Genomic DNA, 22,799 nt, shown 5'->3' with positions numbered 1-22,799 from the left:
GTCTAATCGTAAATATCAATATGATAAAGCAATACTTCACACAAGCCTGGGCACAGTTGCGGCAGCAACCGATGATTAGTGCCGTCAGCATAGCCGGTACGGCACTTGCCATCTTCCTCATCATGCTGGTGGTGATGATGCAGCAGGTGAAGGTAGCTCCGTTTGCTCCGGAGAGCAACCGCGACCGCTTTCTACATGTGCATTATATGAGCATCACCAACAAAAGCTGGGGAGAGGGAAACAGTTCCAACGGACCGATGGGGATAAAGACTGCGCTTGAGTGCTTCAAATTGCTGAAGACCCCCGAAGCAGTAACGATTTATACCTGTATGGTCATTTCTACCCCCGTGAATCTGCCGGGACAACCTGCAACGGGTATCGACCTGTTGCAGACAGATGATACTTTCTGGCGTGTGTTTGATTTCTCTTTTGTTGCCGGGAAACCTTATGACCAGGCTACATTCGATGCCGGACTACCCGTAGCGGTAATTACGGAAAGTGTAGCGCGCAGGTTATTCCAGACAACGGAGGCTGTTGGTCGCGAATTCCTTTTGAACCATGCTCCTTATACAGTGTCCGGTGTAGTGAAGGATGTTTCTACTTTGGCCAACACTGCCTATGCGCAGGTATGGGTGCCCTATACTTCTACTGAGATAACGAAAAGCACATGGAGTGATGAGCATATGGGGATGATGAGCGTTACCATTCTGGCGAAAAGCCGTGATGATTTTCCCGCTATTCGTGAGGAGACGGAACGCCGCCGTCAGGAGTACGACACTGTAATTGGCGAGAATGGTTATTCGTTGATTTACCGTAACCGTCCTTATGACCAGGAGAAAAATGCCGCAGGAATGGCTGCCAACATCGAACCGGACGTGGACCAGGCACGCAGGCAGCGTCTCATTATCTTCATTATTCTACTGATTGTTCCTGCCATCAACCTCAGCTCGATGACGCAGAGCCGTCTGCGCCAGCGTGTGGCAGAGATTGGTGTGCGCCGGGCATTCGGTTCAACGAGACTGGAACTGATGGGGCAAATCATTGCAGAAAATCTGGTGGTGACATTGCTGGCAGGGGTGATGGGATTGTTGCTGAGTGTAGCATTCGCTTATTTGGGAAATACACTGCTGTTTGCGCAGGAATTCAGCCAGACGCTGAGTCCTCCGGCAGTGGATGCAAGCATATTGCTGCATGGCTCCACCTTTGGCTGGGCGTTGTTGTTCTGCTTTGTGCTGAACTTACTAAGTTCCGGTATTCCCGCATGGCGTGCATCAAGAATAGGGATTGTAAATGCATTGGGCGGACGTTTGCATAAATAACTCCATCACAAAACATTAATCATTGAAGAAAATGACTAAGAAACTTCTTACACAGATAAAGAATGAATGGCTCTCAAACCTATGGTTGGTGTTGGAGTTATTGGTAGTGAGTGTAGTGATGTGGTACGTGGTAGACTATCTCTACACGCGCGCCGCCACCTATCTGGAGCCGAGAGGCTTTAATATAGAGCACTGCTACCTTATAGAGTTGGGGGAACTGACACCCAAAAGTCCCGACTACATAGCCGGGCATACCTCTCAGCAGACCCACGATGACATAGCCGAGTTGTTGGAGCGTCTGCGTCGTCGGCCGGAGATAGAAGCGGTCAGCCTTTCGCAGAATTCGTATCCTTACAACGGAAGCAATTCAGGCGCTGAAGTAAGCTATGACACTTTGCGTTCTCCCGGTTGGACCATCCGCAGGTTAGTGACACCGGACTTTCCCCGTGTATTCCGCTATCGGGGCACGCGTGGCGAGACACCCGAACAATTGGCTGAAATGTTGGAGCGCGGGGAGTTTATGGCTTCGGATAACCTCTACCGGAAATACGACTGCCGGATGACAGATCTCGTAGGCCAGCGGTTCTATCTTTTTGGTGATACTACGAAGACCTACCGGCTGGGTGCTGCACTGCAAAATGTACGCTATCACGATTATGACCAGGCGCGAAGCTCATATTCCATGATGGTGAAGCAGAGTTTCTACTATATCGGTCTCGAACTTTGTGTCCGCGTCCGTGAAGGGCAGGACAATGACTTCATTGAGAGGCTGAAGGCAGACAGTGAGAGCCAGTTCCGCATAGGCAATATCTTCATTTCGGAGATACGTTCTTTCAAGGATATTCGTCGCAACTACCAGCAGGCATGGACCAATGACATCCGTAACTATGTGATGGGTATGGGATTCCTGCTGCTGAACATTTTCCTCGGCTTGCTCGGAACATTCTGGTTCCGTACGCAGCAACGCCGTTCGGAGATAGCACTGCACAAAGCGCATGGAGCGACAGACCGTGCCATCTTCAGCCGGCTGCTTAGTGAAGGGATATTGTTGTTGGCAATTGTCACCCCCGTTGCATTGCTCATCGATTATAATCTTGCACACCTGGAGTTGAACTCCTGGAGGAACGGTACGACGTTGGAGTGGGACCGCCTGCTGCTATGTGCCGCCATCAGCTTTGTGCTGATTGCCCTAATGATTGTCATCGGTATAGGTATTCCCGCCCGCAAGGCGATGAAGGTGCAGCCTGCCGAAGCATTGCACGATGAATAGAAAGCTATGAAACAAATTTTAGCTCTTATCCGCCAGAATCCCTTTTTCAGTGCTGTTTCCGTCATCGGTACGGCAGTGAGCATCACCTTTGTCATGGTCATTTACATGGTGTATGACATCCAGACGGCTGACTTAGCTCCCGAGTCGCGCCGCAGTAGTATGGTATATTCCTCTTATGGATACTCTTACCGCAAGTCCGACCACAGCAATTCCAATACGGGCATGTCTTATCGGGCTGTCAACGCTATTTTCGCAGAACTTCCGGGTGCGGAACTTGTCACCTATCTGGGACCTACCTATCTTAGATACTGTGGGGATTCGCCCGTGCGGGGAATGCGCCGTACGGTTCGTCAGGTGGATTTGAACTATTGGCGTGTCTACGATATCCCTCTTGTGGCGGGCCGTCTTTTCAGTACCGAAGAGTTCGATGCTTGCCGGGATGTCGTGGTTATAGGCGAACAGCTTGCTCGCGAAGCTTTCGGGTCTGCCGAAGCAGCCATTGGCAAAAATTATTTTGTCAACTTTCGCCCTAAGCGCATTGTCGGGGTCACCAAGGATGTGAGCTCTCTGTTCACATTTGCCTATGGAGAGTTGTGGATGCCTTATTCCACCCGGGATTCCGGTCTGGGCAGTGAAGGGCTACGGGGAGATTTCGAGGCTGTGGCCCTTGTCAAGCCCGGTGTCGGCAGAGAGGAACTCAAGCGGCAGATAGAACAGTCGCTTGCCCGCTTCAACGAGATACTGGTCGAATATGAACTGGAGCTTCCCGACCTCAGCACCTATACGGAACGGCAGTTCTTCCGTAATGACACGATGAGTCCTGCCGTAACCTGCATCATCCTGGGTTTGATATTGCTTATTGTGCCCGCTATCAATGTCAGCGGACTTATATCTTCGCAAATGTCCCGTCGCATGGCTGAGCTTGCGGTAAGGAAAGCATACGGCGCCAGCCGTTCTACCTTGATGGTGCAGTTGCTCCGCGAGAACCTGGCCTTGGCATTTGCCGGCGCATTGCTCGGTTTTCTCTTTTCGTGCATATTCCTATGGCTGGGTAAGGACTGGATGCTTGGCGATGGTGCTCCCGGAACGAATTTTGATGTAAGCGTCTGGCTCTTCCTCCGTCCTGCGGTTTTCGTGGCTGTATTGGTGGTGTGTCTGTTGTTCAACCTGCTTTCTGTGTTTATTCCTGCCTGGCATGCCACCCGTCGCCCTATAGCCGAGGTTCTTGGCGGAGAATGAGCGGATAAACGAATCCCAATTAAAACAGTAACGAGTATGATACATTCTATTTTACACCAGATATGGAACCAGCGCCGCAGTAACGGCTGGCTGTTTGCCGAGCTGTTGATTGTATTTACATTGATGTGGTATTGTGTGGATGTACTCTATGGCTTTGCCCATGCAGAACGGCAGCCTAAGGGGTATGATTTGGAGCATGTCTATAAGATAAGGATTTCCTGCAATCCCACACAGATAGTGCCGTGCACGTCGGAAGACAGCCTGCAGACCTTCTGGTTCAAGCCGATGGAGGAAGTGCTCCGGCGTATCAGGCAATATCCTGCAGTGGAAAGTGCTGCCACGTGGCTGGGTACCGATACTTATACCCGCGGGCGTGTTTACCAGGGGTATACGACGGACAGCGTGCATGTTGTCGAGACTACAGTGCGCTATGTGTCTCCCGAATATTTCGACGTCATGCGCATTCCGCTGTTGCAGGGGAATGTCTCGGATTGGAATTCCACTGCCAGTCCTCTGCCTGCCGTGGTGACCCGTGATTTGGCAGACAGTCTTTTTCAGACAAGTGCCGGGGCGGTGGGCCGCGAGTTTCTGGATTATTACAGCGGAGGTCTCCGTTACCGTGTCTCTGCAGTCTGTGCCTTGCAGAAGACGGATGACTATGCCCGTTACGGACCTTTTGTCCTGACTCCTTTCCCCGGTTGGTTCTATGAGGACCAGTACCTCCCGTTCATCTCCCTACGGATACGTCCGGAGGCGGATACGGATAATTTTGCAGCTCGTTTTTATCAGGATATGATGTCGCAGCTGCAGGTCGCTCCATTCTATCTTTTCGACATACAGAGCTATAAGGACCAGAAGATAGAGCGGGATGCTGCCGAAGGAATCACCCCGTATATCCGCAGCGCAAGGCTCATTGTGATATTCTTTGTTTTCAATGTATTCATCGGGCTGATGGGAACTTTTTGGTTCCGTACCCGCCATCGCCGCAGCGAGATTGCTTTGCGCATGGCCATGGGCAGCAGCCGCGGAAGAATACGCTGGCAATTGCTGGGTGAAGGGTTGCTGCTGTTGGCACTTGCTTCCATCCCCGCTTTGATGATATGTATCAATATGGTTATGGCAGATGTCACTTTTACGGAAGCCACGGATGCCACTTGGGGGAGATTTGTCATATGCGTTTCTATTGTCTGGATATTGATGGCATTGATGGTGATTGCAGGAATCTGGTATCCGGCTTCACGGGCCATGAAGGTACAGCCTGCCGAAGCATTGCACGATGAGTGAGTTTTTTTTGAATAATCTGTGCTCATTCTCAATATAACTTGTATATTTGCGTGACGAATAAGAGTTTTGCGTTGAGTATACAAAATCTATATTATGATGAAACGCCTTTTCTTTCCATTGTTTGCAGGCTTGTTGTGGTTGATGTCGGGAACACTTTCGGCTACGGAACGTACGTACAATGTACTTTTCATACAGTCCTATACAAAAAATACTCCTTGGCACAGCCTTCTGACAGAAAATTTGGAGAACGGACTGGACAAGGGGGGAGTTAAAGCCAATATCACTACTGAATATCTGAATGCCGATTACTGGTCTTTCGCTTCCGAGTGCTTCATCATGCGCCGCATCTGCGAGCGTGCCAGGCAACGGAAAACGGACTTGATTGTGACCTCCAGCGATGAGGCTTTCTTCACATTGACCCATTGCGGTGATTCCCTGCCTTATCAGATACCGGTAGTGGTTTCGGGTATCAAATACCCGGATGAGAGAGTCTTTGAAAGAATGCCCAACGTCTCCGGCTATGTTTCGAAAACGGATTTCGATGTCTTGCTGGATGCGGCTGTCCGCATGTTTCCTTCCCGCAGGGAGTTGGTCTGTCTGTCCGACAGCAGTTTCCTGAGCCTTAAAGGGGTTAAGGCTGTGGAGGAATCCTGGGAACGCATAAAGAGCAACTATCCGGAGCATGAGTTGAAAGTGCTGAATGTGCAGGCCAAGTCCTTGAACTCTATCATCACTTCCATTTGCTATGACTACAATGCCTACAAGCATATTGTCATTGCTCCCAAATGGATTCCCTTTCTTTCCTTGAAGTTGAAGGCCCCCGTGTTTACCAGCCAGAACCTGGCTATGACGAACGGTGTTCTGTGTGTGTATGATGCCGTTCCCGGAGAGGATGCTTTTGCTGCCGGCCGGCAGGCTGCAAGTATTTTGAAGGGCAAGTCACCCGCCTCATTGGAAGTAAAGGACTTTGGGGGCAAGTTGCTGTTCGATTACAAACAGTTGCAGTTTTTCCGTGTGGACACGAACCGTGCGGAGAGCAAGGGCATCATTTTGAATATACCGTTGATGGAGCGTTACCGTGTCTGGTTCATTCTGTTCTATTCGCTGATTGTCGGGGCATTGGTGCTGCTGGTTGCCTGGCTTTTCCGTGCCAACCGCAGGGAGTCGCGTAAGCGCATACATGCCCAGACCCGCTTGTTGATACAGCACCGCCTGGTGGAGCAGCGCGACGAGTTCGACAATATCTTCTGTTCCATTCGCGACGGCTTGATTACGTATGATACCGACCTGCGCATCCATTTTGTCAACCGTCCGTTGTTACAGATGTTGGGACTTTCTTCCGAAACCTATACGTCCCGTTTCTATGAAGGGCAGATGGCCGGCTCCATTTTCAGGATTTACATGAATGGAGAAAACATCCTGCAGGACTTGTTGAAGAAAGTACGTACCGGAAAGAGACCTATTTCTATTCCGGAGAAAGCCTTCATGCAGGAAAACCATCAGGGAACGTATTTCCCCGTTTCCGGCGAGGTAGTACCTATCTTTGCCAATGAAAAGATGACGGGAATGGCGATTGTATGCCGCAATATCTCCGAAGAAGAGATGCAGAGACGCTTCTTCAATATGGCGGTGGAGGAAAGCTCCATTTATCCGTGGCAGTACAACATGCATATGAACCGTTTCCATTTCCCGGGTGGATTGCTGCGCCGTTTCGGGTATACCGATGATACGGACTTGCTGGCACGTGATGAGATGGACACCCTTATACATCCGGAAGACTTGCTGCATACGCGCAGGAATTTTGATGCCATTCTGTTGGGCAATGAAATCAATTCACGGATGAGTTTCCGGTTGAAGAGTGCGGATGGGAGCTATGAATGGTGGGAGTTCCGCAGTACCGCTTATGACGGACTGACGGTTGATACCCCATACATGGTATTGGGAGTATGCCAGAGCATCCAGCGTTACAAGGATACGGAAGAGGCCTTGATTGCCGCACGTGACCGTGCCTTGCAGGCCGACAAGCTCAAATCTGCGTTTCTTGCCAATATGAGCCATGAGATACGCACCCCTTTGAATGCCATTGTCGGCTTCTCGGATTTGTTGAAGGATTTGGACGCTTTTTCTCCGGAAGAGGTAAAGCAGTTCGTCGAAACAATCAACATCAACTGTACATTGCTGCTGGCGTTGATAAACGATATTCTGGACCTCTCGCGCATAGAATCGGGCACGATGGACTTTAAGTTCGGAGCATTCAACCTGGCGTTTATCATGCAGGAGGTCCATGAATCCCAGCGTCTGAGTATGCCTCGGGATGTAGAGCTGCGTATAGAGATTCCGGAAGGGGAAGACAAATTGGTCATCACCGATTCCGTCCGCTTGAAGCAGGTCGTGAACAACTTGATAAACAATGCCAAGAAATTCACGGTAACGGGCAGCATCACCTTCGGCTATGTCACGAACCGGGAAGGATATACCACCATCTTTGTCGAAGACACGGGAAGCGGTATCTCTGAAGACGCCCAGAAACATATCTTCGAACGCTTTTACAAAGAAGACAGCTTTACGCAGGGCGCCGGTTTGGGGCTGAGCATTTGCCAGACCATCGTAGACCGCCTGCATGGTTCTATCTCGGTCTCCTCAGAGTTGGGAAAAGGAACGCGTTTCGAGGTGGTGATACCGGATGCGAACGAGTAATCATTCAATCCGTTTGCAGGCATTGGCTTGCAGGAACTCTTCCAATATATCCTCGTAATTGCCATACAGCATGATGTGGTGGTTGCCCAGCGGTGTCTTGAGGAAATAGTCGGCAGGGGAGTTCATTTTTATCCGCACTTGGGTGCGGCACATATTGATGTAGTTTGTATTCTCAACAAGCGTGCCGGTGCTCAAGTAATATTCGTCCAGGCTTTCGCTTCCGCATTTTACGATGGTTACATCTCCCGTCGGCAGGATTCCCTGAATACCGATGCCGCTTTCCGTCTCAAAATGGTTGCGTATGATGAACTGCTCCGTTTGTGCGATGCCGATGGTGCAGTGTGCCAATATGATTTCATTGGTACGGGCATTTATCATGGAAGGATTGGCCATGAAGGAGTTTTTCCCCGTCAGCACTTTTACGGCCAGCATGGTGAAGACGGATTGCAAATCGCCTTCACATCCGGCAATGATTCCTTCGTCGTTCAGCAAGGCAAGGGCAAGGCAGCCGGTGGTTCCCGTTTGGTCTATCAGGCGGAAGCAGCTGAGGGTAATGGCGCTCAGTCGCTCTTCCTCTACAATCCTCTTGATGGCTCGATACAGCCGCATGGCTTTTATCATGTCTTCGGGGCTTGCCTCTCGGCAGGCAAGCGCTTTTCCTGCCAGTCCGGCGCATGCTTCGCCCACCTCGTCGTCCGTTATCTGTCCGTAGTATTCATAAATGCGGTCCAATGAGACGTCTGTGTACTCGATACCCCAGCGGCGTTTGGCAAGCAGATAATCCACATTGCTGGCAACGAGCCAGCTGGACGGAGTGCCCATTACGCCGATGCGCATGCCGAAAAGGCTGCGTTGTGCCACGAAATTGCTGTGCAGGACAAAAATACGCTTGATGGTCTCGGGGAGCTCTCCGTGAAGAATCTCGCTTTTCATTCCCCGGCCGCGCAGCCAGGAAGATATTTCGAGAGCGGCGGCCAGTGAGTTCTGCATGCCGTCTGCCAAGAGGATGGCGGGGCGGGGAAGGGATTCGAAATGCTGGATTACCAGCCGTTCCACACCTCCGGTGGCAATGAATATAATACTGAAGTCATCGGGTGATAACTTGTCTATGTCTTTGTAATCAATGAAGTTGACGGTAAAGTATTTTTCCAATTCAGTCAATATCACTTCGTGGGAGCTACGGACTGATGCTTGTTTATGCAGTATGGAAGCAAAAGTTATAAGGTTGATGACCATGGTGTTATTTACTATTTGACTATTTACTATTTACAATTGATTCTACTTGGCTCGTTTGCTTTTTCAAAGATACAAGTTTCTGTTTACATATCATAGAGTTTTTACGATAGATAAGTTTTTTAAAGTTTTTATGGTCTTGCCTTCCTTTTGGTTTCAAATAATTCGCTACATTTGCAACTTTAATGATAAAGTGATAGCAATATCACCTATAAATACTCTATTAAATAGTAAATCATAAATCGTCAAATAGTAAATAAACCTCATGCCAACAATATCTATTCGCGGAATGGAGATGCCCGCATCTCCTATCAGAAAACTGGCTCCTCTGGCAGATGCTGCCAAGCAGAGGGGTATACATGTATTTCACCTGAACATCGGTCAACCCGACCTGCCTACTCCGGAAGTCGCGATTGAAGCGATACGGAACATCGACCGGAAAGTTCTGGAATACAGTCCCAGTGCGGGATATCGCAGTTACCGAGAGAAGTTGGTGGGTTACTATGCAAAGTACAATATCAATCTGACTGCAGACGACATCATCATCACTTCCGGCGGCTCGGAGGCGGTGTTGTTCTCTTTCCTGGCTTGCCTCAATCCGGGGGATGAAATCATTGTTCCCGAGCCGGCCTATGCCAATTATATGGCGTTTGCCATCTCTGCCGGAGCCAAGATACGCACCATTGCCACGACCATCGAAGAGGGTTTCTCGTTGCCCAAGGTAGAGAAGTTCGAGGAGTTGATTAACGAGCGCACGCGTGCTATTTTGATTTGCAATCCCAACAATCCTACGGGTTACCTCTATACACGCCGTGAAATGAACCAGATTCGCGACCTTGTGAAGAAGTACGATTTGTTCCTCTTCTCGGACGAGGTGTACCGTGAATTTATTTATACGGGTTCTCCCTATATCTCTGCCTGCCATCTGGAGGGCATTGAGAACAATGTGGTGCTGATTGATTCCGTGTCCAAGCGCTATTCGGAGTGCGGCATCCGCATCGGTGCCCTGATAACGAAGAACAAGGAAATCCGGGATGCTGTCATGAAGTTCTGCCAGGCGCGTCTCAGTCCTCCGTTGATTGGCCAGATTGCCGCAGAAGCATCGCTGGATGCCGATGAGGATTATCTGCGCGACACATACGATGAATATGTAGAACGCCGTAAATGCTTGATTGACGGATTGAACCGTATACCGGGCGTATATTCGCCCATCCCGATGGGAGCCTTCTATACGGTGGCAAAGCTTCCGGTAGATGATTCGGACAAGTTCTGTGCCTGGTGTCTGTCGGAGTTCGAGTACGAGGGACAGACGGTGTTCATGGCGCCTGCCTCCGGATTCTATACTACGCCGGGTTCCGGTCGCAACGAAGTGCGTATCGCATACGTACTGAAGAAAGATGACTTGAACCGCGCCTTGTTTGTATTGCAAAAAGCATTGGAAGCCTATCCGGGACGAACCGAATAAAATGAAATAATTCATTAGGCGCGGATTACGCGGATTACACGGAAAACTTAAGATAAAGACGTTTGTTTCAAATCTTCCGTGTAATCTGCGCCTAAAAAATAATGGCCCATGAACTTATCTCGCTTTATAGCGTTGCGCATTTATCGCAACTCGGAGCCGGGCAAGCAAGTTTCCCGTCCGGCTGTCCTTATTGCCATGGTGGGTATTGCTCTCGGACTGGCGGTGATGATTATTGCCGTGTCCGTCATTGTCGGCTTCAAGAGCGAGGTGAGGGATAAAATCGTGGGTTTCGGTGCCCATATCCAGATAGGCAACTTGGATGCTGCACGCTCTTATGAGACGCGCCCGGTGGTGGTGGGCGACAGTATGATGGCTGCGCTTTCCGATTATCCCGAAGTGAAGCATGTACAACGCTACTCCACCAAGCCGGGGATGATAAAGACCGCCGATGCCTTTCAGGGAATGGTGCTGAAAGGTGTGGGGCAGGAGTATGACAGCACCTTTTTCCACCGCCATCTGCTGGAGGGGGAGTTTCCGCAATTCAGCGATTCCGCTTCGTCCAACCGCGTAGTCATCTCAAAGTCTCTTGCCAACAAGCTGCAATTGAAACTTGGTGACAAGATAGACACCTACTTCATCCAGGACGATGTGCGTGCTCGCCGCCTGAAGATTGTAGGTATCTACCAAACCAACTTCTCCGAATACGACAACCTATTCCTGCTTACCGACCTCTATCTGGTGAATCGCCTGAACAACTGGGAGCCGGACCAGGTGAGCGGTGTGGAGCTGGAAATACGCGATTATGACAAGCTGGAAGAAACCACCTATGAGATAGCTGCCGATACGGATGAGAATCCCGACCGCTATGGTGCCGAGTATTGCGTCCGTAATGTAGAGCAGCTCAATCCCCAAATCTTTGCCTGGCTGGGCATCTTGGATGTCAACATCTGGGTCATTCTCATTCTGATGATTGGGGTGGCGGGTTTCACCATGGTATCCGGCCTGCTGATTATCATCATAGAGCGTACCTCCATGATAGGCGTGCTGAAGTCTTTGGGAGCCAATAACTTTACCATCCGTAAAGTCTTCCTTTGGTTTTCGGTCTTCCTCATTGGGAAAGGCATGCTTTGGGGGAACATAATCGGCCTTGCGTTCTATTTCGTGCAGCGCTGGTCCGGCTTGTTCAAGCTCGACCCTGAAACCTATTACATGGCTACTGTTCCGGTATCTTTCAATATCTGGCTGTTCCTGCTGCTGAATGCCGGCACATTGCTGGCTTCGGTCCTGATGTTGCTGGGCCCATCATTCCTGATTACACGCATCCATCCGGCAACTTCCATCCGTTACGAATAAGAGAATCACTTTCTCAGAAAATCGCTTTTCTTGCGGAACAGACAGTACCATTTCCAACGTAAAGACTGTATCGGCTGCAATAGGTCGAAAGCCGGTAGTGTGAAGTAATATCTGCGCTGTTCTTCCAGGTCGTGGGCAGTCTTGTTGACAATGACTGCCTGCATGGTGAAACGGAACAGGAACAAAAGAAAAGCGACGCCTGCTGCCAGCCAGTGGAAGTGCAGAATGCCGATGACCATCGCGGCTATCCAGGATGCGTGGAATGCCAGGCGGGTCAGGGTCTCAAAACCGGCCAGCCAGCGTTGCATTCCATGATACAGCCGTGCTGTGGAGGCGTAGCCTATTTTCTCTTCTTTCCAGTCCTTGGTACGCAGAAGCGGCTGCATGCGCACAATGGCATTGGCATCCGTTTCTACCCGCGTGTTCTCCGGGGTAGCCACGTGGTTGATGAACAAATCGTCGTCTCCCCGTTGCAGGTTGAGGTGTGCGGAGAATCCTTTCTGTTGGTAGAAGAGTTCCTTCCGGTAGGCCAGGTTACGCCCGATGCCCATGTAGGGGCTGCCTGCCAGGGCAAATCCCAGATAGCGCATGGAAGTGAACAGATTGTCGAATGCCGTCCGTTTGTGCAGCCAGCCTTTGCCGCGTTCGTAGCCGCTGTATCCCAGCACCACTTGGGTACGTGATGTGAAGTTGCGTGCCATCAGTCGCAGCCATTGGTTGCTTTGGGGCATGCAGTTGGCATTGGTAAACACCAGCCATTCATATTTGCTGGCCTTGATTCCAAGCGTCACGGCCAGCTTCTTGCGGCTGATGTAACGGGAGGAATCGGGTACGAAGCTGTGGTAGAGATGGGGATATTTCTCCTCGAGGATGGTCAGGTAATCCTCGCTCTCATCGGTGTTGCCGTCGTTAATGACGATGACTTCAAATTGGGGATAGTCCTGCTCCAGCACGGCGCCCAGGTTGCGGCGCAGATTCTCGGATTCCTCGCGGGCGCAGATGATGACGGATATGGGGGGCAGTTCCTGGGTGAAGTGCGTGTCTCCCTGCTTCACGGCACGGCTGCGCGCATGAATACGGTTGTAGAGACAGAGGTAGTAGATAATTTGAATAAGGAACAGACCACCCGCCGTAGCGAGTACGATAATTTCAGTTGAATCTAATGTAAATGCTTCCATGTGCAGTAGGACGTTTATGTGCTGCAAATTTACACAATTTCCGGCACTACCTCAAACTTTGTTCCGGGAAAGTGCTTGGACAAATACTGCTTGATGTATTTCATCGTGTCTTCCTGGATAGTCTTGTCCTCTACCGTGGGATAGAGGTTGTAGAGTACCGTATCGAGCGCGATGTCCCGGTTCTTGATGGCTTCGAAGCTCAGCAGGGTGTGGTTGATGCTGCCCAGCTTTCCGGAGGTGACAAAGATAAGCGGGTACTGCTTCTCCGCAATGTAGTCTATCGTCAGGAAATCTTCGGTAAGGGGAACCATCAGACCGCCGGCGCCTTCTACGAGCACGGTATCATAGCGATGGGAAAGTTCCCTGGTGGCACGCTCTATTTTTCCGAAGTCTATCGGGCGCTTGTCTATGCGGGCGGCGAGGTGGGGAGAGCAGGGATAGGAGAATATCTCGGGCATGGTCAGCCCCTCTTTGTCTTCCGGCAGGTAGCCGGTTCCGGTGAGGCGGCGGTGCAGGTCGATGTCCTCGGAATGACCGGTGTTGCCGGTCTGGATGAATTTTTGGGTGATGACGCGCAGGCCGCGTTGCATAAGCTCACGGGCGTACCAGGCGGTGCAATAGCTTTTTCCGGCATCTGTATCAATGCCGCTGATGAAGTAGATGTTTTTTGTTTCCATTATTTTGTTTTTTTTCGTGCGATGATATAAATAGGGTGATAGGTCAGGCTTACGTTGCCTGCGGCATCACTGAACCGGGTTGTGTATTCTTTGCAGAAGGATTGCAGGCGACTACGCGTCCACATCCTTTTTTCCGTACCCGTGACTCCGGTTTGCTTCAGATGCTTCAGCACTGCCTGGGGAGTGGGGAAGGGCAAGGATATCACCTCTTCTTCGGCATGAAGAATATCGAAACCGGGAGACAGCAGGGCTTGCAGCTCCTCAACGGAGAGATAGTCCAGCCCGTGCCCAGTCAGTTGGCGTATTTCGTGCATGTTTGTGGCGCCGAAGGTGCTGAAGGCAAGCAGGCCGTCTGCCACCAGTGCTTGGTGGCAGCGGGTGAAGAAAGCACCTGGGTCGTTGAACCATTGCAGGGTGGAGCACGAGGTTATCAGGTCGGTTTCTCCGGGGAAGTCGATGGCTTCGGCATCACCGGGGACGAACTGCACGGTAGTGCCGTCGCAAAGTTCCTTGACGCACTCCTCCATTTCCCGGCACAAGTCGTTCAGCAGCAGAGCTTCCGGTTGCAAGGTGTGGAGGAGGATACGTGAGTAGCTTCCCGTTCCGCAGCCAAACTCTACGACACGGCGGAAACGTGTGTATGGTTCCTTTATGAGCTGCATCATCTTCTCGGCGACTTGTTGCTGCACGCGGGCCTCCCGGGTATAGGTATTCCGGGCTTTGGCAAAGCGGGCGGCTATCAGTTGTTTGTCCATCGGGTTCAGTGGCTTGTCCATAGGTCTTGCAGGTAATGTCTGAATAACTCTTCCTGGTAGTGGGCATCCTCCGTTTGCAGTACGGGGGTGCCGAGTATTTCCCAGGCTTGCAGCTGGTTGGCTGGTGGAATGATGCGGTCGTTGCCTCCCGTTACTGCCTGCTGCCAATGGAAGGTGGCAGCAGGCAGTGTGTGGTACATCTTCTCAATCTCCGTCAACTCATCTCTCAACTCTTCCAGCGGACGGCGGGGGGTGATTTCCAGGAAAGCTTTGAAGGCTGCTCCGTTGGCGCACATGCGGCGGAGGAATTTGTGCAGTGAAGCCCCAGTCAGTCCGTCCAATGTCCCGTGGTAGATGGCGGGTGGAATGCCCATATGCTGGTCTATGGGGTAGGGCGTTCCGTTGATGGCGATGCTGTTTGCCATATGGATACCTTCGCCGGACGTACCTGGCGATGAGAGCTGTGGCACGGTCTGCGAAGCCGCCCATACCCCCATAGACCAGCCGATGAGGTTGATTTCGCGGTATTCTTCCAGTCCGGAGGCGTCAAAATCCAGTGTGCGGTAGTCATAGCACACCATGAAGTCGCTGGCTGCCGGACGATACATTTTGAAAGGCGTCTCATCGGCTCCCCAGCCGGCAAAGAACAGCAATAGCCGGGGATGATGCTCGTGTATAATGTAACTTTGTTTCATCTGTTTTTAGAATCGTATAGCGTTAGTATTCCTCTCTTCCTTTAGGGGAATAAGGGGTATCAGTTCTCCAATCTCATCTTCCCGTATGTCTGCCGTCAGCGAAAAGCGGATGCGTGATGTCCTTTCGGGCACTGTGGGCGGGCGTACCGGCAGTGCATAGAACCCATGCCTCTGCAGCAACTCTGCGCACAGCACAGTGTCGGCACTGGGGCCGATAATCAGGGGGACGATATGGCTTGCGCTGGGGCATCCGTACCCCTTGGCTTGTAATGCTTCGCGCAGCGTCCGGCTGATTCTTGCCAGATGCTCGCGGCGGTCCTGCATTCCGGCAAGTTTCCGTACGATAAACAGTGTCCAGGCAATACTTGTCGGAGGCAATGCCGTGGTGAAGATGAGGGTTCGCATCCGGTTGACGAGATACTCGCGTATCGTCCGGCAGCAGGCGATGTATGCGCCGGCAGACGCCGCTGCCTTGCCGAAGGTGCCCACGAGGAAATCTATATCCCGGATGCATCCGGTTTCTTCGGCGCAGCCCAGACCGCGCGGTCCCCTTACGCCGAATGCATGGGCTTCGTCCACATAGAGCAGTACGTTGGAGTATCTTTTTTTCAAACGCACCAATGCCGTGAGGTCGGCTTGGTCACCGTCCATGCTGAAGATGCTTTCTGTGACGATAATCAATTGCCGGAATGTTGCATGGTGTTGTTCCAGCAGGCGTTCCAGTTGTACCAGGTCGTTGTGGCGGAAGCGGATGCAGCGTGCGGTGGATAGGCGGATGCCGTCGATGATGCTGGCATGCACCAGCTTGTCTGCCAATATCAGGGTTTGTGCATCGCTCACGGCGGGTAGAATCCCCATATTGGCATGATAGCCGCTATTGAGCACCAGTGCTGTCTCTGTGCCGAAAAGTGTGGCGAGTTCCGTCTCCAGTTCTTCGTAAATCCCGAAGTTCCCCGTCAGCAGGCGGGAGGAGGAGGAAGTCGGCAGGAAGGTGTCCGGTGTCAGTGTCTGCAGGAATTCTTCCTTTAGCTGGCGGTCGGCAGCCAGGCCCAGGTAGTCGTTGGACGAAAGGTTCAGCATATGCCGGCCATCGGCTATAACCGTGCGTCCCTCGTGTGTCAGTTGCGGCAGGCGGCGCAGGTTGCTGTGTTCTTTCAATGTTTGCAGCTCTTGCTGCATATATTCTATTGCATTCATAATTCTTTTAAAATGTGCCAATGTGGTTTTAATGTGCTAATATGCCAATGACCTGCGGCGTGATAGCGCAGCGTAAACATTGCGCAGCCAATTGGCACATTAGCATATTAGCACATTCTTATAATTTTCATCAACCCTCCCGTCAGCTTCCTCAACTGTTCCGGCTCTATAATGAACGGAGGCATCAGGTATACCAATCTTCCGAACGGGCGTACCCAGATTCCCTCCTCAACGAAGCGTTTTTGCATCCACGCCATGTCTACGGGCTTTTTTGTCTCAATCACCCCGATGGCTCCCAGCACACGTACATCCGTCACTTGCGGTAATCGGCGTGCCGGTTCAAGCTCTTCTTGCAGTTGCCGGCTGATGCGAGTCACCTTGCCTTGCCAGTCGTATTCGGGCGAGGTCAGCAGCTTCACCGAAGCGCACGCTACGGCGCATGCCAGTGGATTCCCCATAAAGGTGGGTCCGTGCATAAACACCTCCGGTGTATGGTTGGAGATGGTATCCGCCACTTCATTCGTCGTCAGTACGGCAGACAGCGTCATGTATCCGCCCGTTATGGCCTTTCCTATGCACATGATGTCCGGTTCTACACCCGCGTGCTCCCAGGCAAAGAGTTTTCCCGTCCGTCCGAAGCCCGTGGCTATCTCATCGAATATCAGCAGCAGGCCATGTTCCTTGCATATCTGTGCCGCTTCGCGCAGGTACTGGGGGTGGTAGAACCACATGCCGCCAGCGCCCTGCACCACAGGTTCGAGGATAAGCGCTGCCAGTTCCTCGTGATGCTCCTCTACCAGTTTCCGCAGTTCCACCGTATCCCGTTCATCCCATTCGCCGTGGAAGCGCGAGCGCGGCTGCGGCACGAAATAGCGCACCGGCAATGATGCCCCGAACAGCGAATGCATGCCCGTCACCGGGTCGCAGACAGACATGGCATTCCATGTATCCCCGTGATAGCCCGAACGGATAGTCACAAAATTGTTCTTCTTCGCCTTTCCCTTGCCATACCAGTACTGCACGGCCATTTTCAAGGCCACCTCTACTGCCACCGAGCCCGAGTCGGCATAGAATATCTTCTGCATGGACGGCGGGACAAGCGGTAGCAGCAACTGGCCCAGTTCAATGGCAGGGTCGTGTGTCAGCCCTCCGAACATCACATGCGACATCTTGCCCAGCTGTTTCTCTGCCGCCCGGTTCAGTGTAGGGTGGTTGTACCCGTGGACGGCGCACCACCACGACGACATTCCCTCTACGAGTGTTTCTCCGCTTTCCAGGGTGATGGTGGCGCCTTCGGCATGCTTCACCTTATACACCGGTAGCGGGTTGGTGGTGGAGGTATAGGGGTGCCATAGGTGCTCTCTGTCGAACTGCGAGCCGCAGAACCGGTATCCGGCATCTTCTATCAGTACCTTGTCTTCTGACACTTTCGAGCCGAGCGTTGTCAGCAGGTCGCCCACGATGGCGGAGTTGATGCCGATGTGTAGCGCTTGCTTTACGGCCTCCTTGCTCAGTTGCGAGCGTCCTCCGGCAAAGCGGAGGAAAGCTGTCGGGTTGATGAAGCGGAAGAGGGCGATGGTGGTCAGTATTTCCTCCTCGCTGAGTGGTGCCTGCCGTTCCAGCGGTGTGCCGGGGATGGGGCTCAGGAGGTTGATGGGGATGGACTGTACTTCCAGCTCGCGCAGTGTGAAGGCGAATTCGATGCGTTGCTCCATGCTCTCGCCCATGCCGATGATGCCGCCGCTGCAGATGTCCATGCCTACATTGCGGGCGGCTTGCAGGGTGCGCAGCTTCTCTTCCTGCGTGTGCGTGCTGCACAGTTGGGGAAAGTAGGAGGGGGCTGTCTCCAGGTTGCAGTGATAGCGGGTGATGCCTGCGTCGTGCAGTGCCCGTATTTCGTCTTCGTTGAGCAGTCCCAGTGATGCGCACAACTGGATGGACGAGTGCCGGCGCATGTGCCGGGCGGCTTCGCACAGTTTCTCCATGTTTCTGGAGGAGGGCTTCCGTCCACTGGTCACCAGCGAGAAGCGTGCCACGCCCTGGGCTTCATTATGCCGGGCATGCCGCAGGCATTCTTCTTTGTCCACCAGGTCGTACACGTCTGCCTGGGTTTTGTAGTGCGACGACTGTGCACACCACTTGCAGTTTTCCGGGCATCGTCCGGACTTGGCATTAATGATGGAGCACATGTCGAACTCCTCCGAGGCTCGGGCCCGGGTTATCTCGTGGGCAGCTTCGTATAGCGCTTCCTTGTCGGGTTGCACAGCCAGCCATTCGGCTTCTTCCTTACTGATGTGGCTGCCGCGCAGCACTTGTTCCTTTAATTTCTGTAGGGTCATATCTTTCTTGGGTTATGTTCATGGATAAAGACAGAGGTACGGATTGCCGGGGCGGTGCAGCTCGTCATTCTGCTGCATGGCTTCCGGTAATCCGTACCTCTTGTTCTCTTTTGTTTCAGGCTATATGTGTCTTGTCCGCCCGTATTCCCGCAGGGGCGGATGAATTGTGTTTCAAAAAGAATGTGCCGGTTCGTTCCCGGCTCCGTGAGGATACTTGTCAGGACGCTGCTGCTACCCAGCGGAATGCCGGTGTCGGTTTCCCTTCCTTCCGTTTCTCCTTTCCAGGTACTCTCTTCCCCGCATCCGGCATGTCCGGCGGTTCCCGCAGTCTTCTGTTTGGACAGAGAGCTGTCTGCCACGCTTTTGCGCAGGCAACCGATGGTGACACACCGTCCTATGCTGGCAAATGCAGCGTAGGCTTTTCTGCTCCAGCGGCGGAAGCGGATGGTAGGTGCGGCGGGTGATGTATTCCTCATGTTTTTTTCAGCCTGATGCGGTTTTGTTTCCTTTTAGCGGATGCAAATGTAGAAAAAATAATTTCATAACGGTAATGGTCATGCATGAAAAAGCCGCGCAAATGCAACTATTGCGCGGCTCTTCTTTAAGCAATGTCGTAGGATTTCACTCTTTGGACGACTGGTAGTAGAGATACCAGTCATTATTGGTGGCACCATTGGACTCTACCCATTTGGCGAAATCGGGATACTCCAGGTCGATGCGTACGGTTTCCTTTGCCGGAGTGAACCGGATGGGGCCTTCCGTGCCGGTTGTGGCCGGCAGCATGATGGCGAATGGATATTTGCCGTCCTTGTTGATGTAGTAGGCATCGTCTTCGGCTCCGATTTGCTCTGCGTTGGCTTTACCGGTCGCTTTCTTCTTGGGCAGATGCACTTCTGTCCGGTTGTCGGCTCCGGCTGTATACTGGGCAATGATGAACGGGTTCAAGTCGCTCTCCAGATTCTTCTTAGGCAATGTGTTGTCTGCAAATGTACGGGTTACGGTAAATTCGTTGCCCTGCACAGACTTTGCATCGGGGAATAGGATGACAGAAGAGGTCTCTGTTTCATCGACTGCTCCGGCAGGCAGTTCTATGCTGCCTCGCTGGCTGGCCACATATTGCACGGCAAATGCGTTGGAGTATGTGGCGGCACCACTTTGCTGTACGGGTACAAAGGTGTCTTCCACCTTCAGCACATAATTGTTGCTGTTGAATGAAATGGCCCGTTTGTGTTCGATAATCACGTCGTTCAAGTCATAGTCACCGCCATTGGGCCAGATGTCTTCGTAGGCATACGTGCGGTAGGTTGTTTCGGAGCTCGTCACCGTAGGCTCTTCCGGGTCTATGACCGGACGGTCCGGGTCTTGAATGGCTTCATTGGGGTTGGCATCGATACAGAACAGTATGTCTTCGTAGCTGGTATCATCGCCATCTTCTACTCCGTAGACTACCGTGCCGTTGCTGGTGGAGAGGGAGATAAAGCGAGCTTGTTGGCCTGCATATATCTTGTTCCATTCTTTATTGGAATATATATAATTTATAGAGTAGTCGATACCTTTATTGGGGGTATATCCATTGGGGATGATGAAATATCCTATGGTATATCCTGCCGGGAATTTGGTGGAGACATTACCGTTTTCGTCCTGATACAGAAGTTGTATTTTTGTATTCTTCTGTATGGGAGCGTCATATCGGGAATATTTGTTACCACTTCCAGACCATCCGGTATACGGGTCGTCTCCTGCAATGGATGCATTGGGAATGATAATGAATTTGTCTACCTTGTCAGGGCTGTTGGGAATTTCATTGGTCTTGTAGTAATAATAGCCGATGGAAGTCAGGTAACCGGCACGTTCGGTCAGGAAGGTCAGATACAGTTCTGCATCGGTAATCGTTACGTGTTGTCCCTGGTTGTTGATATATGCTTGGGCAATGGTGGTGTTCACATGCTTTGTATCGCTCACCAAAGCTCTGTTGTCCAGATTGCTGGGTTTGCTGTCATAACCTTTCCACAGTGTGTGTTGTAACTGCTTTAAAGTTCCGTCATTGAAATTTCCCGTAGTTACAATGTCATTATTATCAATAATCTCACCGTGAGATTGTCCCCATCCAACGATGGAGTATACCCGTTCCTTCCTATCCTTTAGGTCGATAGTCAGGTTGGATTTTGCACGTGTCATGGCAGTTGAGCGGGTGTTGGCATTATTTTCGGTCATATCTACCACCACTTTGCCATTTTCCACATCTGCTTCCACATACATGGGGGCTCCCCAACTTTGTGAGATGATATATACCTTTTCTGTCGCTTTGGGCAGTTCTACGTTGCCGGTGAAGCGTCCGTCTGCATCTGCAAAGATTTTAAAAACCGCTTCGCCGTTGATGGAGTAGAGGTTGTTTGTCTGATAGGTGATGGGGTCTTCTGTAAACACCTCTATTAATGCGCCTCCTGCGATTTTTCCATAATTCACGTCAAAAGCTACCTGGGCTGTTGTTGCAAAGTCAAAGTATTCGCTCTCCGGCTTTAGTTCTGTTTTTCCACGTTCGGGATTGTATAGGTCTTTTTCGGTACATCCCGTGAATATGCTGCAGGCAATTGCTGAAATGAGGGTTGCAGCACTAACTTTCGTCATAAGTCTAACTTTCATATTTTTATTGTTGTAGATTGCTTGCTTGTTTGTCTTATGAACGCTGTCTATATCACAACCGCCACCTACTTCACAGACGAGTTGTAGATACTACATTTTCTCGAGCGCTTTTTTCATGTTGCAAATATAAACATAGTATTTATAATCTACAACTTTTGGGGTTTAAAAACACTTTTGGTGGGTTAAAAAGTTGTATAAAGTGAATTGATACTAATTGGATGAATCGAATGGTGCGGGCATAAAAAAAAGGCTATCTATCCCAGACAGCCAATCTTTTGTTAACCTTAAATCTAATACTATGAAAAACACATTGCAAAGGTACGTGTTTTCTTATAATCTCCAAATTTGCAGTAGATAATATCATGTTTTATAACAAGACTTAATGGTCATTAAGAACTTTATCTGCAATATTCATCGTACATTTGCTCCTGGAAGTTACGAAAAGAGTGTAATTTATTGGAAATGAGCGTAGGTTAATTGCTCTTGATAGTAATAGGTTACGATTTAGTTAGTTATCTACTGCATTATCCTTCTGCGCGTTGCGTAACCTTCAAAGAACTCTTCGTATGCAAAAGTAGCTATTTAATTCGAGATTTTGATATAAACTCCCGTTTTTTATCCCCTCATTCATAAGAATTTTCCGTAAAAGCGGTATTGTCCGTCGGCACACCATTGCCCAAAACGAGTTTGGAACAAACGTGTGCCGACTACCGCATAGCTGGAGAAAAGGGCATTGCCTCACGCCTAAACGATGTTTAGACAGATGAAGCAATGCCCCTTTCTTTTGCGCCTATGCCAAGAGGTGCTTTTACGGGTTTTCAAATGATTTTTCTTTTTTCGCTGTCTCTTTTGCCGGAAGCGGAAAGTGAATGCAGAGTGTGTCAGCCTGCCCCATGAATGAAACAGGCGCCCACACACAGCCGGACAAACCGGGAAGAATGATTGTTGCCACCCGGCTGAACAAGTTCCGTCGGATCGGAAACAATCATACTTCCTTTGTTGTGGTTTGCCCTTTTCACGCTTCCGGTGATGTCTTTTTCCTTTTGGTGATTCTTTTTTTTACGGATTTTCCCCTGAAGTTTTTTTCTACACAATCTGCCTCTGTTTTCGTTTACCTCCATTTTGCGCCTTTCAGTAAGCCGCATCAGTCAGTCATTTTCGTTCTGGGCGCAAAGGTAATTCCGGGATTGGACGGGAAAGCAAGGTCAAGCCTCCTGTTTTCGGTAAAAATCTCCAGCCCTGCGGGTAGTATTTTGACCGAAAAACCTTGCATTCCCTAATCCCTACCTTTTCAAGCACCCGAAACGAAAACGACCGATGCGACAGAAAGACGCATAAAAAAAATGTCGGATAAACGAGAGGCAGATAAGATAGTTTGAAACTCAACTCCCTCAGCTTGGAAAATCCAGTGTAAGCTGCCCCCTAAAACCAAGCGATTCTGCCCCCTTGTGCTAA

Annotated in this window: 18 protein-coding genes; 8 read left to right on the top strand and 10 right to left on the bottom strand. The window is 50.9% G+C overall.

All coding sequences use genetic code 11. From position 1 onward, the window contains the following. The first annotated feature begins 20 nt into the window (after positions 1-20). The 5 genes from DWY55_RS15530 to DWY55_RS15510 all read left to right on the top strand — a co-directional run bounded on the left by DWY55_RS15530 (position 21) and on the right by DWY55_RS15510 (position 7,809). The gene (locus DWY55_RS15530; RefSeq protein ID WP_120178141.1) at positions 21-1,319 is read left to right on the top strand and encodes an ABC transporter permease; all 1,299 of its coding nucleotides are present in this window, start codon (positions 21-23) and stop codon (positions 1,317-1,319) included. 31 nt (positions 1,320-1,350) lie between these two features. After that, the gene (locus DWY55_RS15525; RefSeq protein ID WP_008664742.1) at positions 1,351-2,589 is read left to right on the top strand and encodes an ABC transporter permease; all 1,239 of its coding nucleotides are present in this window, start codon (positions 1,351-1,353) and stop codon (positions 2,587-2,589) included. A gap of 6 nt (positions 2,590-2,595) precedes the next feature. After that, complete coding sequence (locus tag DWY55_RS15520) at positions 2,596-3,828, top strand: ABC transporter permease (RefSeq protein ID WP_055288606.1); 1,233 nt, start codon at positions 2,596-2,598, stop codon at positions 3,826-3,828. Between the two features lie 36 nt (positions 3,829-3,864). Next, the gene (locus DWY55_RS15515) at positions 3,865-5,112 is read left to right on the top strand and encodes an ABC transporter permease (RefSeq protein ID WP_005831148.1); all 1,248 of its coding nucleotides are present in this window, start codon (positions 3,865-3,867) and stop codon (positions 5,110-5,112) included. 93 nt (positions 5,113-5,205) lie between these two features. Next, entirely contained in the window at positions 5,206-7,809 is a 2,604-nt protein-coding gene (locus DWY55_RS15510; RefSeq protein ID WP_008664738.1) for a PAS domain-containing sensor histidine kinase, read from the top strand. Here the strand turns inward: DWY55_RS15510 and DWY55_RS15505 are convergent, their stop codons facing one another. Next, a complete protein-coding gene (locus DWY55_RS15505; RefSeq protein ID WP_005831144.1) occupies positions 7,810-9,045 on the bottom strand; it encodes a fucose isomerase in 1,236 nt (411 codons plus the stop codon). It abuts the gene before it with no gap. 262 nt (positions 9,046-9,307) lie between these two features. Between DWY55_RS15505 and DWY55_RS15495 the strand changes: the two genes are divergently transcribed. Then, the gene (locus DWY55_RS15495; protein WP_008664735.1) at positions 9,308-10,507 is read left to right on the top strand and encodes a pyridoxal phosphate-dependent aminotransferase; all 1,200 of its coding nucleotides are present in this window, start codon (positions 9,308-9,310) and stop codon (positions 10,505-10,507) included. 108 nt (positions 10,508-10,615) lie between these two features. Continuing rightward, a complete protein-coding gene (locus tag DWY55_RS15490; protein WP_008664730.1) occupies positions 10,616-11,860 on the top strand; it encodes an ABC transporter permease in 1,245 nt (414 codons plus the stop codon). A gap of 5 nt (positions 11,861-11,865) precedes the next feature. Here DWY55_RS15490 and DWY55_RS15485 read toward each other — a convergent pair whose 3' ends face one another. From DWY55_RS15485 to DWY55_RS22595, 9 genes are all read right to left on the bottom strand, one after another. Next, positions 11,866-13,038: a glycosyltransferase gene (locus DWY55_RS15485; RefSeq protein WP_120178140.1), complete on the bottom strand. Its 1,173-nt coding sequence runs from the start codon at positions 13,036-13,038 to the stop codon at positions 11,866-11,868. Between the two features lie 29 nt (positions 13,039-13,067). Beyond that, positions 13,068-13,715, bottom strand: coding sequence for a dethiobiotin synthase (gene bioD / locus DWY55_RS15480; RefSeq protein WP_005831133.1), 648 nt, complete (start codon positions 13,713-13,715; stop codon positions 13,068-13,070). After that, positions 13,715-14,491 (bottom strand): malonyl-ACP O-methyltransferase BioC, encoded by a 777-nt coding sequence (gene bioC / locus DWY55_RS15475; RefSeq protein ID WP_005831129.1) that lies wholly within the window; start codon positions 14,489-14,491, stop codon positions 13,715-13,717. The genes bioD and bioC overlap by 1 nt, the downstream gene beginning before the upstream one ends. Further along, positions 14,476-15,165 (bottom strand): pimeloyl-ACP methyl esterase BioG family protein, encoded by a 690-nt coding sequence (locus DWY55_RS15470; protein ID WP_005831127.1) that lies wholly within the window; start codon positions 15,163-15,165, stop codon positions 14,476-14,478. The genes bioC and DWY55_RS15470 overlap by 16 nt, the downstream gene beginning before the upstream one ends. A 6-nt stretch (positions 15,166-15,171) precedes the next feature. Further along, positions 15,172-16,362 (bottom strand): 8-amino-7-oxononanoate synthase, encoded by a 1,191-nt coding sequence (locus tag DWY55_RS15465; RefSeq protein ID WP_120178139.1) that lies wholly within the window; start codon positions 16,360-16,362, stop codon positions 15,172-15,174. Positions 16,363-16,469: 107 nt separating this feature from the next. Then, positions 16,470-18,701 carry an adenosylmethionine--8-amino-7-oxononanoate transaminase gene (gene bioA, locus DWY55_RS15460; protein ID WP_120178138.1) on the bottom strand — a complete coding sequence of 744 codons (2,232 nt, stop codon included), beginning with the start codon at positions 18,699-18,701 and terminating at the stop codon, positions 16,470-16,472. Further along, positions 18,698-19,177 carry a hypothetical protein gene (locus DWY55_RS15455; RefSeq protein WP_005837403.1) on the bottom strand — a complete coding sequence of 160 codons (480 nt, stop codon included), beginning with the start codon at positions 19,175-19,177 and terminating at the stop codon, positions 18,698-18,700. The genes bioA and DWY55_RS15455 overlap by 4 nt, the downstream gene beginning before the upstream one ends. A gap of 145 nt (positions 19,178-19,322) precedes the next feature. Further along, positions 19,323-21,344 carry an LruC domain-containing protein gene (locus DWY55_RS15445; protein ID WP_005837402.1) on the bottom strand — a complete coding sequence of 674 codons (2,022 nt, stop codon included), beginning with the start codon at positions 21,342-21,344 and terminating at the stop codon, positions 19,323-19,325. Positions 21,345-21,894: 550 nt separating this feature from the next. After that, positions 21,895-22,107: a hypothetical protein gene (locus DWY55_RS22595; RefSeq protein ID WP_007567577.1), complete on the bottom strand. Its 213-nt coding sequence runs from the start codon at positions 22,105-22,107 to the stop codon at positions 21,895-21,897. Between the two features lie 106 nt (positions 22,108-22,213). On the opposite strand from DWY55_RS22595, the gene DWY55_RS22210 reads away from it, so the two are divergent. Further along, entirely contained in the window at positions 22,214-22,624 is a 411-nt protein-coding gene (locus DWY55_RS22210; protein WP_004291538.1) for a hypothetical protein, read from the top strand. Positions 22,625-22,799: the final 175 nt, after the last annotated feature.

The sequence above is a fragment of the Bacteroides sp. AF25-38AC genome, from assembly GCF_003602995.1.
In the GTDB taxonomy this organism is placed as follows: domain Bacteria; phylum Bacteroidota; class Bacteroidia; order Bacteroidales; family Bacteroidaceae; genus Bacteroides; species Bacteroides uniformis.
This window is presented reverse-complemented; position numbering and strand designations above follow the sequence as displayed.

What these genes read in the sequence shown, in the direction of transcription:
- bioD (WP_005831133.1), bottom strand. Translation starts at nt 13,715, where the DNA reads ATGGAAACAAAAAACATCTACTTCATCAGCGGCATTGATACAGATGCC.
- DWY55_RS15485 (WP_120178140.1), bottom strand. Translation starts at nt 13,038, where the DNA reads ATGGAAGCATTTACATTAGATTCAACTGAAATTATCGTACTCGCTACG.
- DWY55_RS15465 (WP_120178139.1), bottom strand. Translation starts at nt 16,362, where the DNA reads ATGAATGCAATAGAATATATGCAGCAAGAGCTGCAAACATTGAAAGAA.
- DWY55_RS15530 (WP_120178141.1), top strand. Translation starts at nt 21, where the DNA reads ATGATAAAGCAATACTTCACACAAGCCTGGGCACAGTTGCGGCAGCAA.
- DWY55_RS22210 (WP_004291538.1), top strand. Translation starts at nt 22,214, where the DNA reads ATGCAGAGTGTGTCAGCCTGCCCCATGAATGAAACAGGCGCCCACACA.
- bioC (WP_005831129.1), bottom strand. Translation starts at nt 14,491, where the DNA reads ATGGACAAGCCACTGAACCCGATGGACAAACAACTGATAGCCGCCCGC.
- DWY55_RS15515 (WP_005831148.1), top strand. Translation starts at nt 3,865, where the DNA reads ATGATACATTCTATTTTACACCAGATATGGAACCAGCGCCGCAGTAAC.
- DWY55_RS15490 (WP_008664730.1), top strand. Translation starts at nt 10,616, where the DNA reads ATGAACTTATCTCGCTTTATAGCGTTGCGCATTTATCGCAACTCGGAG.
- DWY55_RS15455 (WP_005837403.1), bottom strand. Translation starts at nt 19,177, where the DNA reads ATGAGGAATACATCACCCGCCGCACCTACCATCCGCTTCCGCCGCTGG.
- DWY55_RS15470 (WP_005831127.1), bottom strand. Translation starts at nt 15,165, where the DNA reads ATGAAACAAAGTTACATTATACACGAGCATCATCCCCGGCTATTGCTG.
- bioA (WP_120178138.1), bottom strand. Translation starts at nt 18,701, where the DNA reads ATGACCCTACAGAAATTAAAGGAACAAGTGCTGCGCGGCAGCCACATC.
- DWY55_RS15495 (WP_008664735.1), top strand. Translation starts at nt 9,308, where the DNA reads ATGCCAACAATATCTATTCGCGGAATGGAGATGCCCGCATCTCCTATC.
- DWY55_RS15505 (WP_005831144.1), bottom strand. Translation starts at nt 9,045, where the DNA reads ATGGTCATCAACCTTATAACTTTTGCTTCCATACTGCATAAACAAGCA.
- DWY55_RS15520 (WP_055288606.1), top strand. Translation starts at nt 2,596, where the DNA reads ATGAAACAAATTTTAGCTCTTATCCGCCAGAATCCCTTTTTCAGTGCT.
- DWY55_RS15510 (WP_008664738.1), top strand. Translation starts at nt 5,206, where the DNA reads ATGATGAAACGCCTTTTCTTTCCATTGTTTGCAGGCTTGTTGTGGTTG.
- DWY55_RS15445 (WP_005837402.1), bottom strand. Translation starts at nt 21,344, where the DNA reads ATGAAAGTTAGACTTATGACGAAAGTTAGTGCTGCAACCCTCATTTCA.
- DWY55_RS15525 (WP_008664742.1), top strand. Translation starts at nt 1,351, where the DNA reads ATGACTAAGAAACTTCTTACACAGATAAAGAATGAATGGCTCTCAAAC.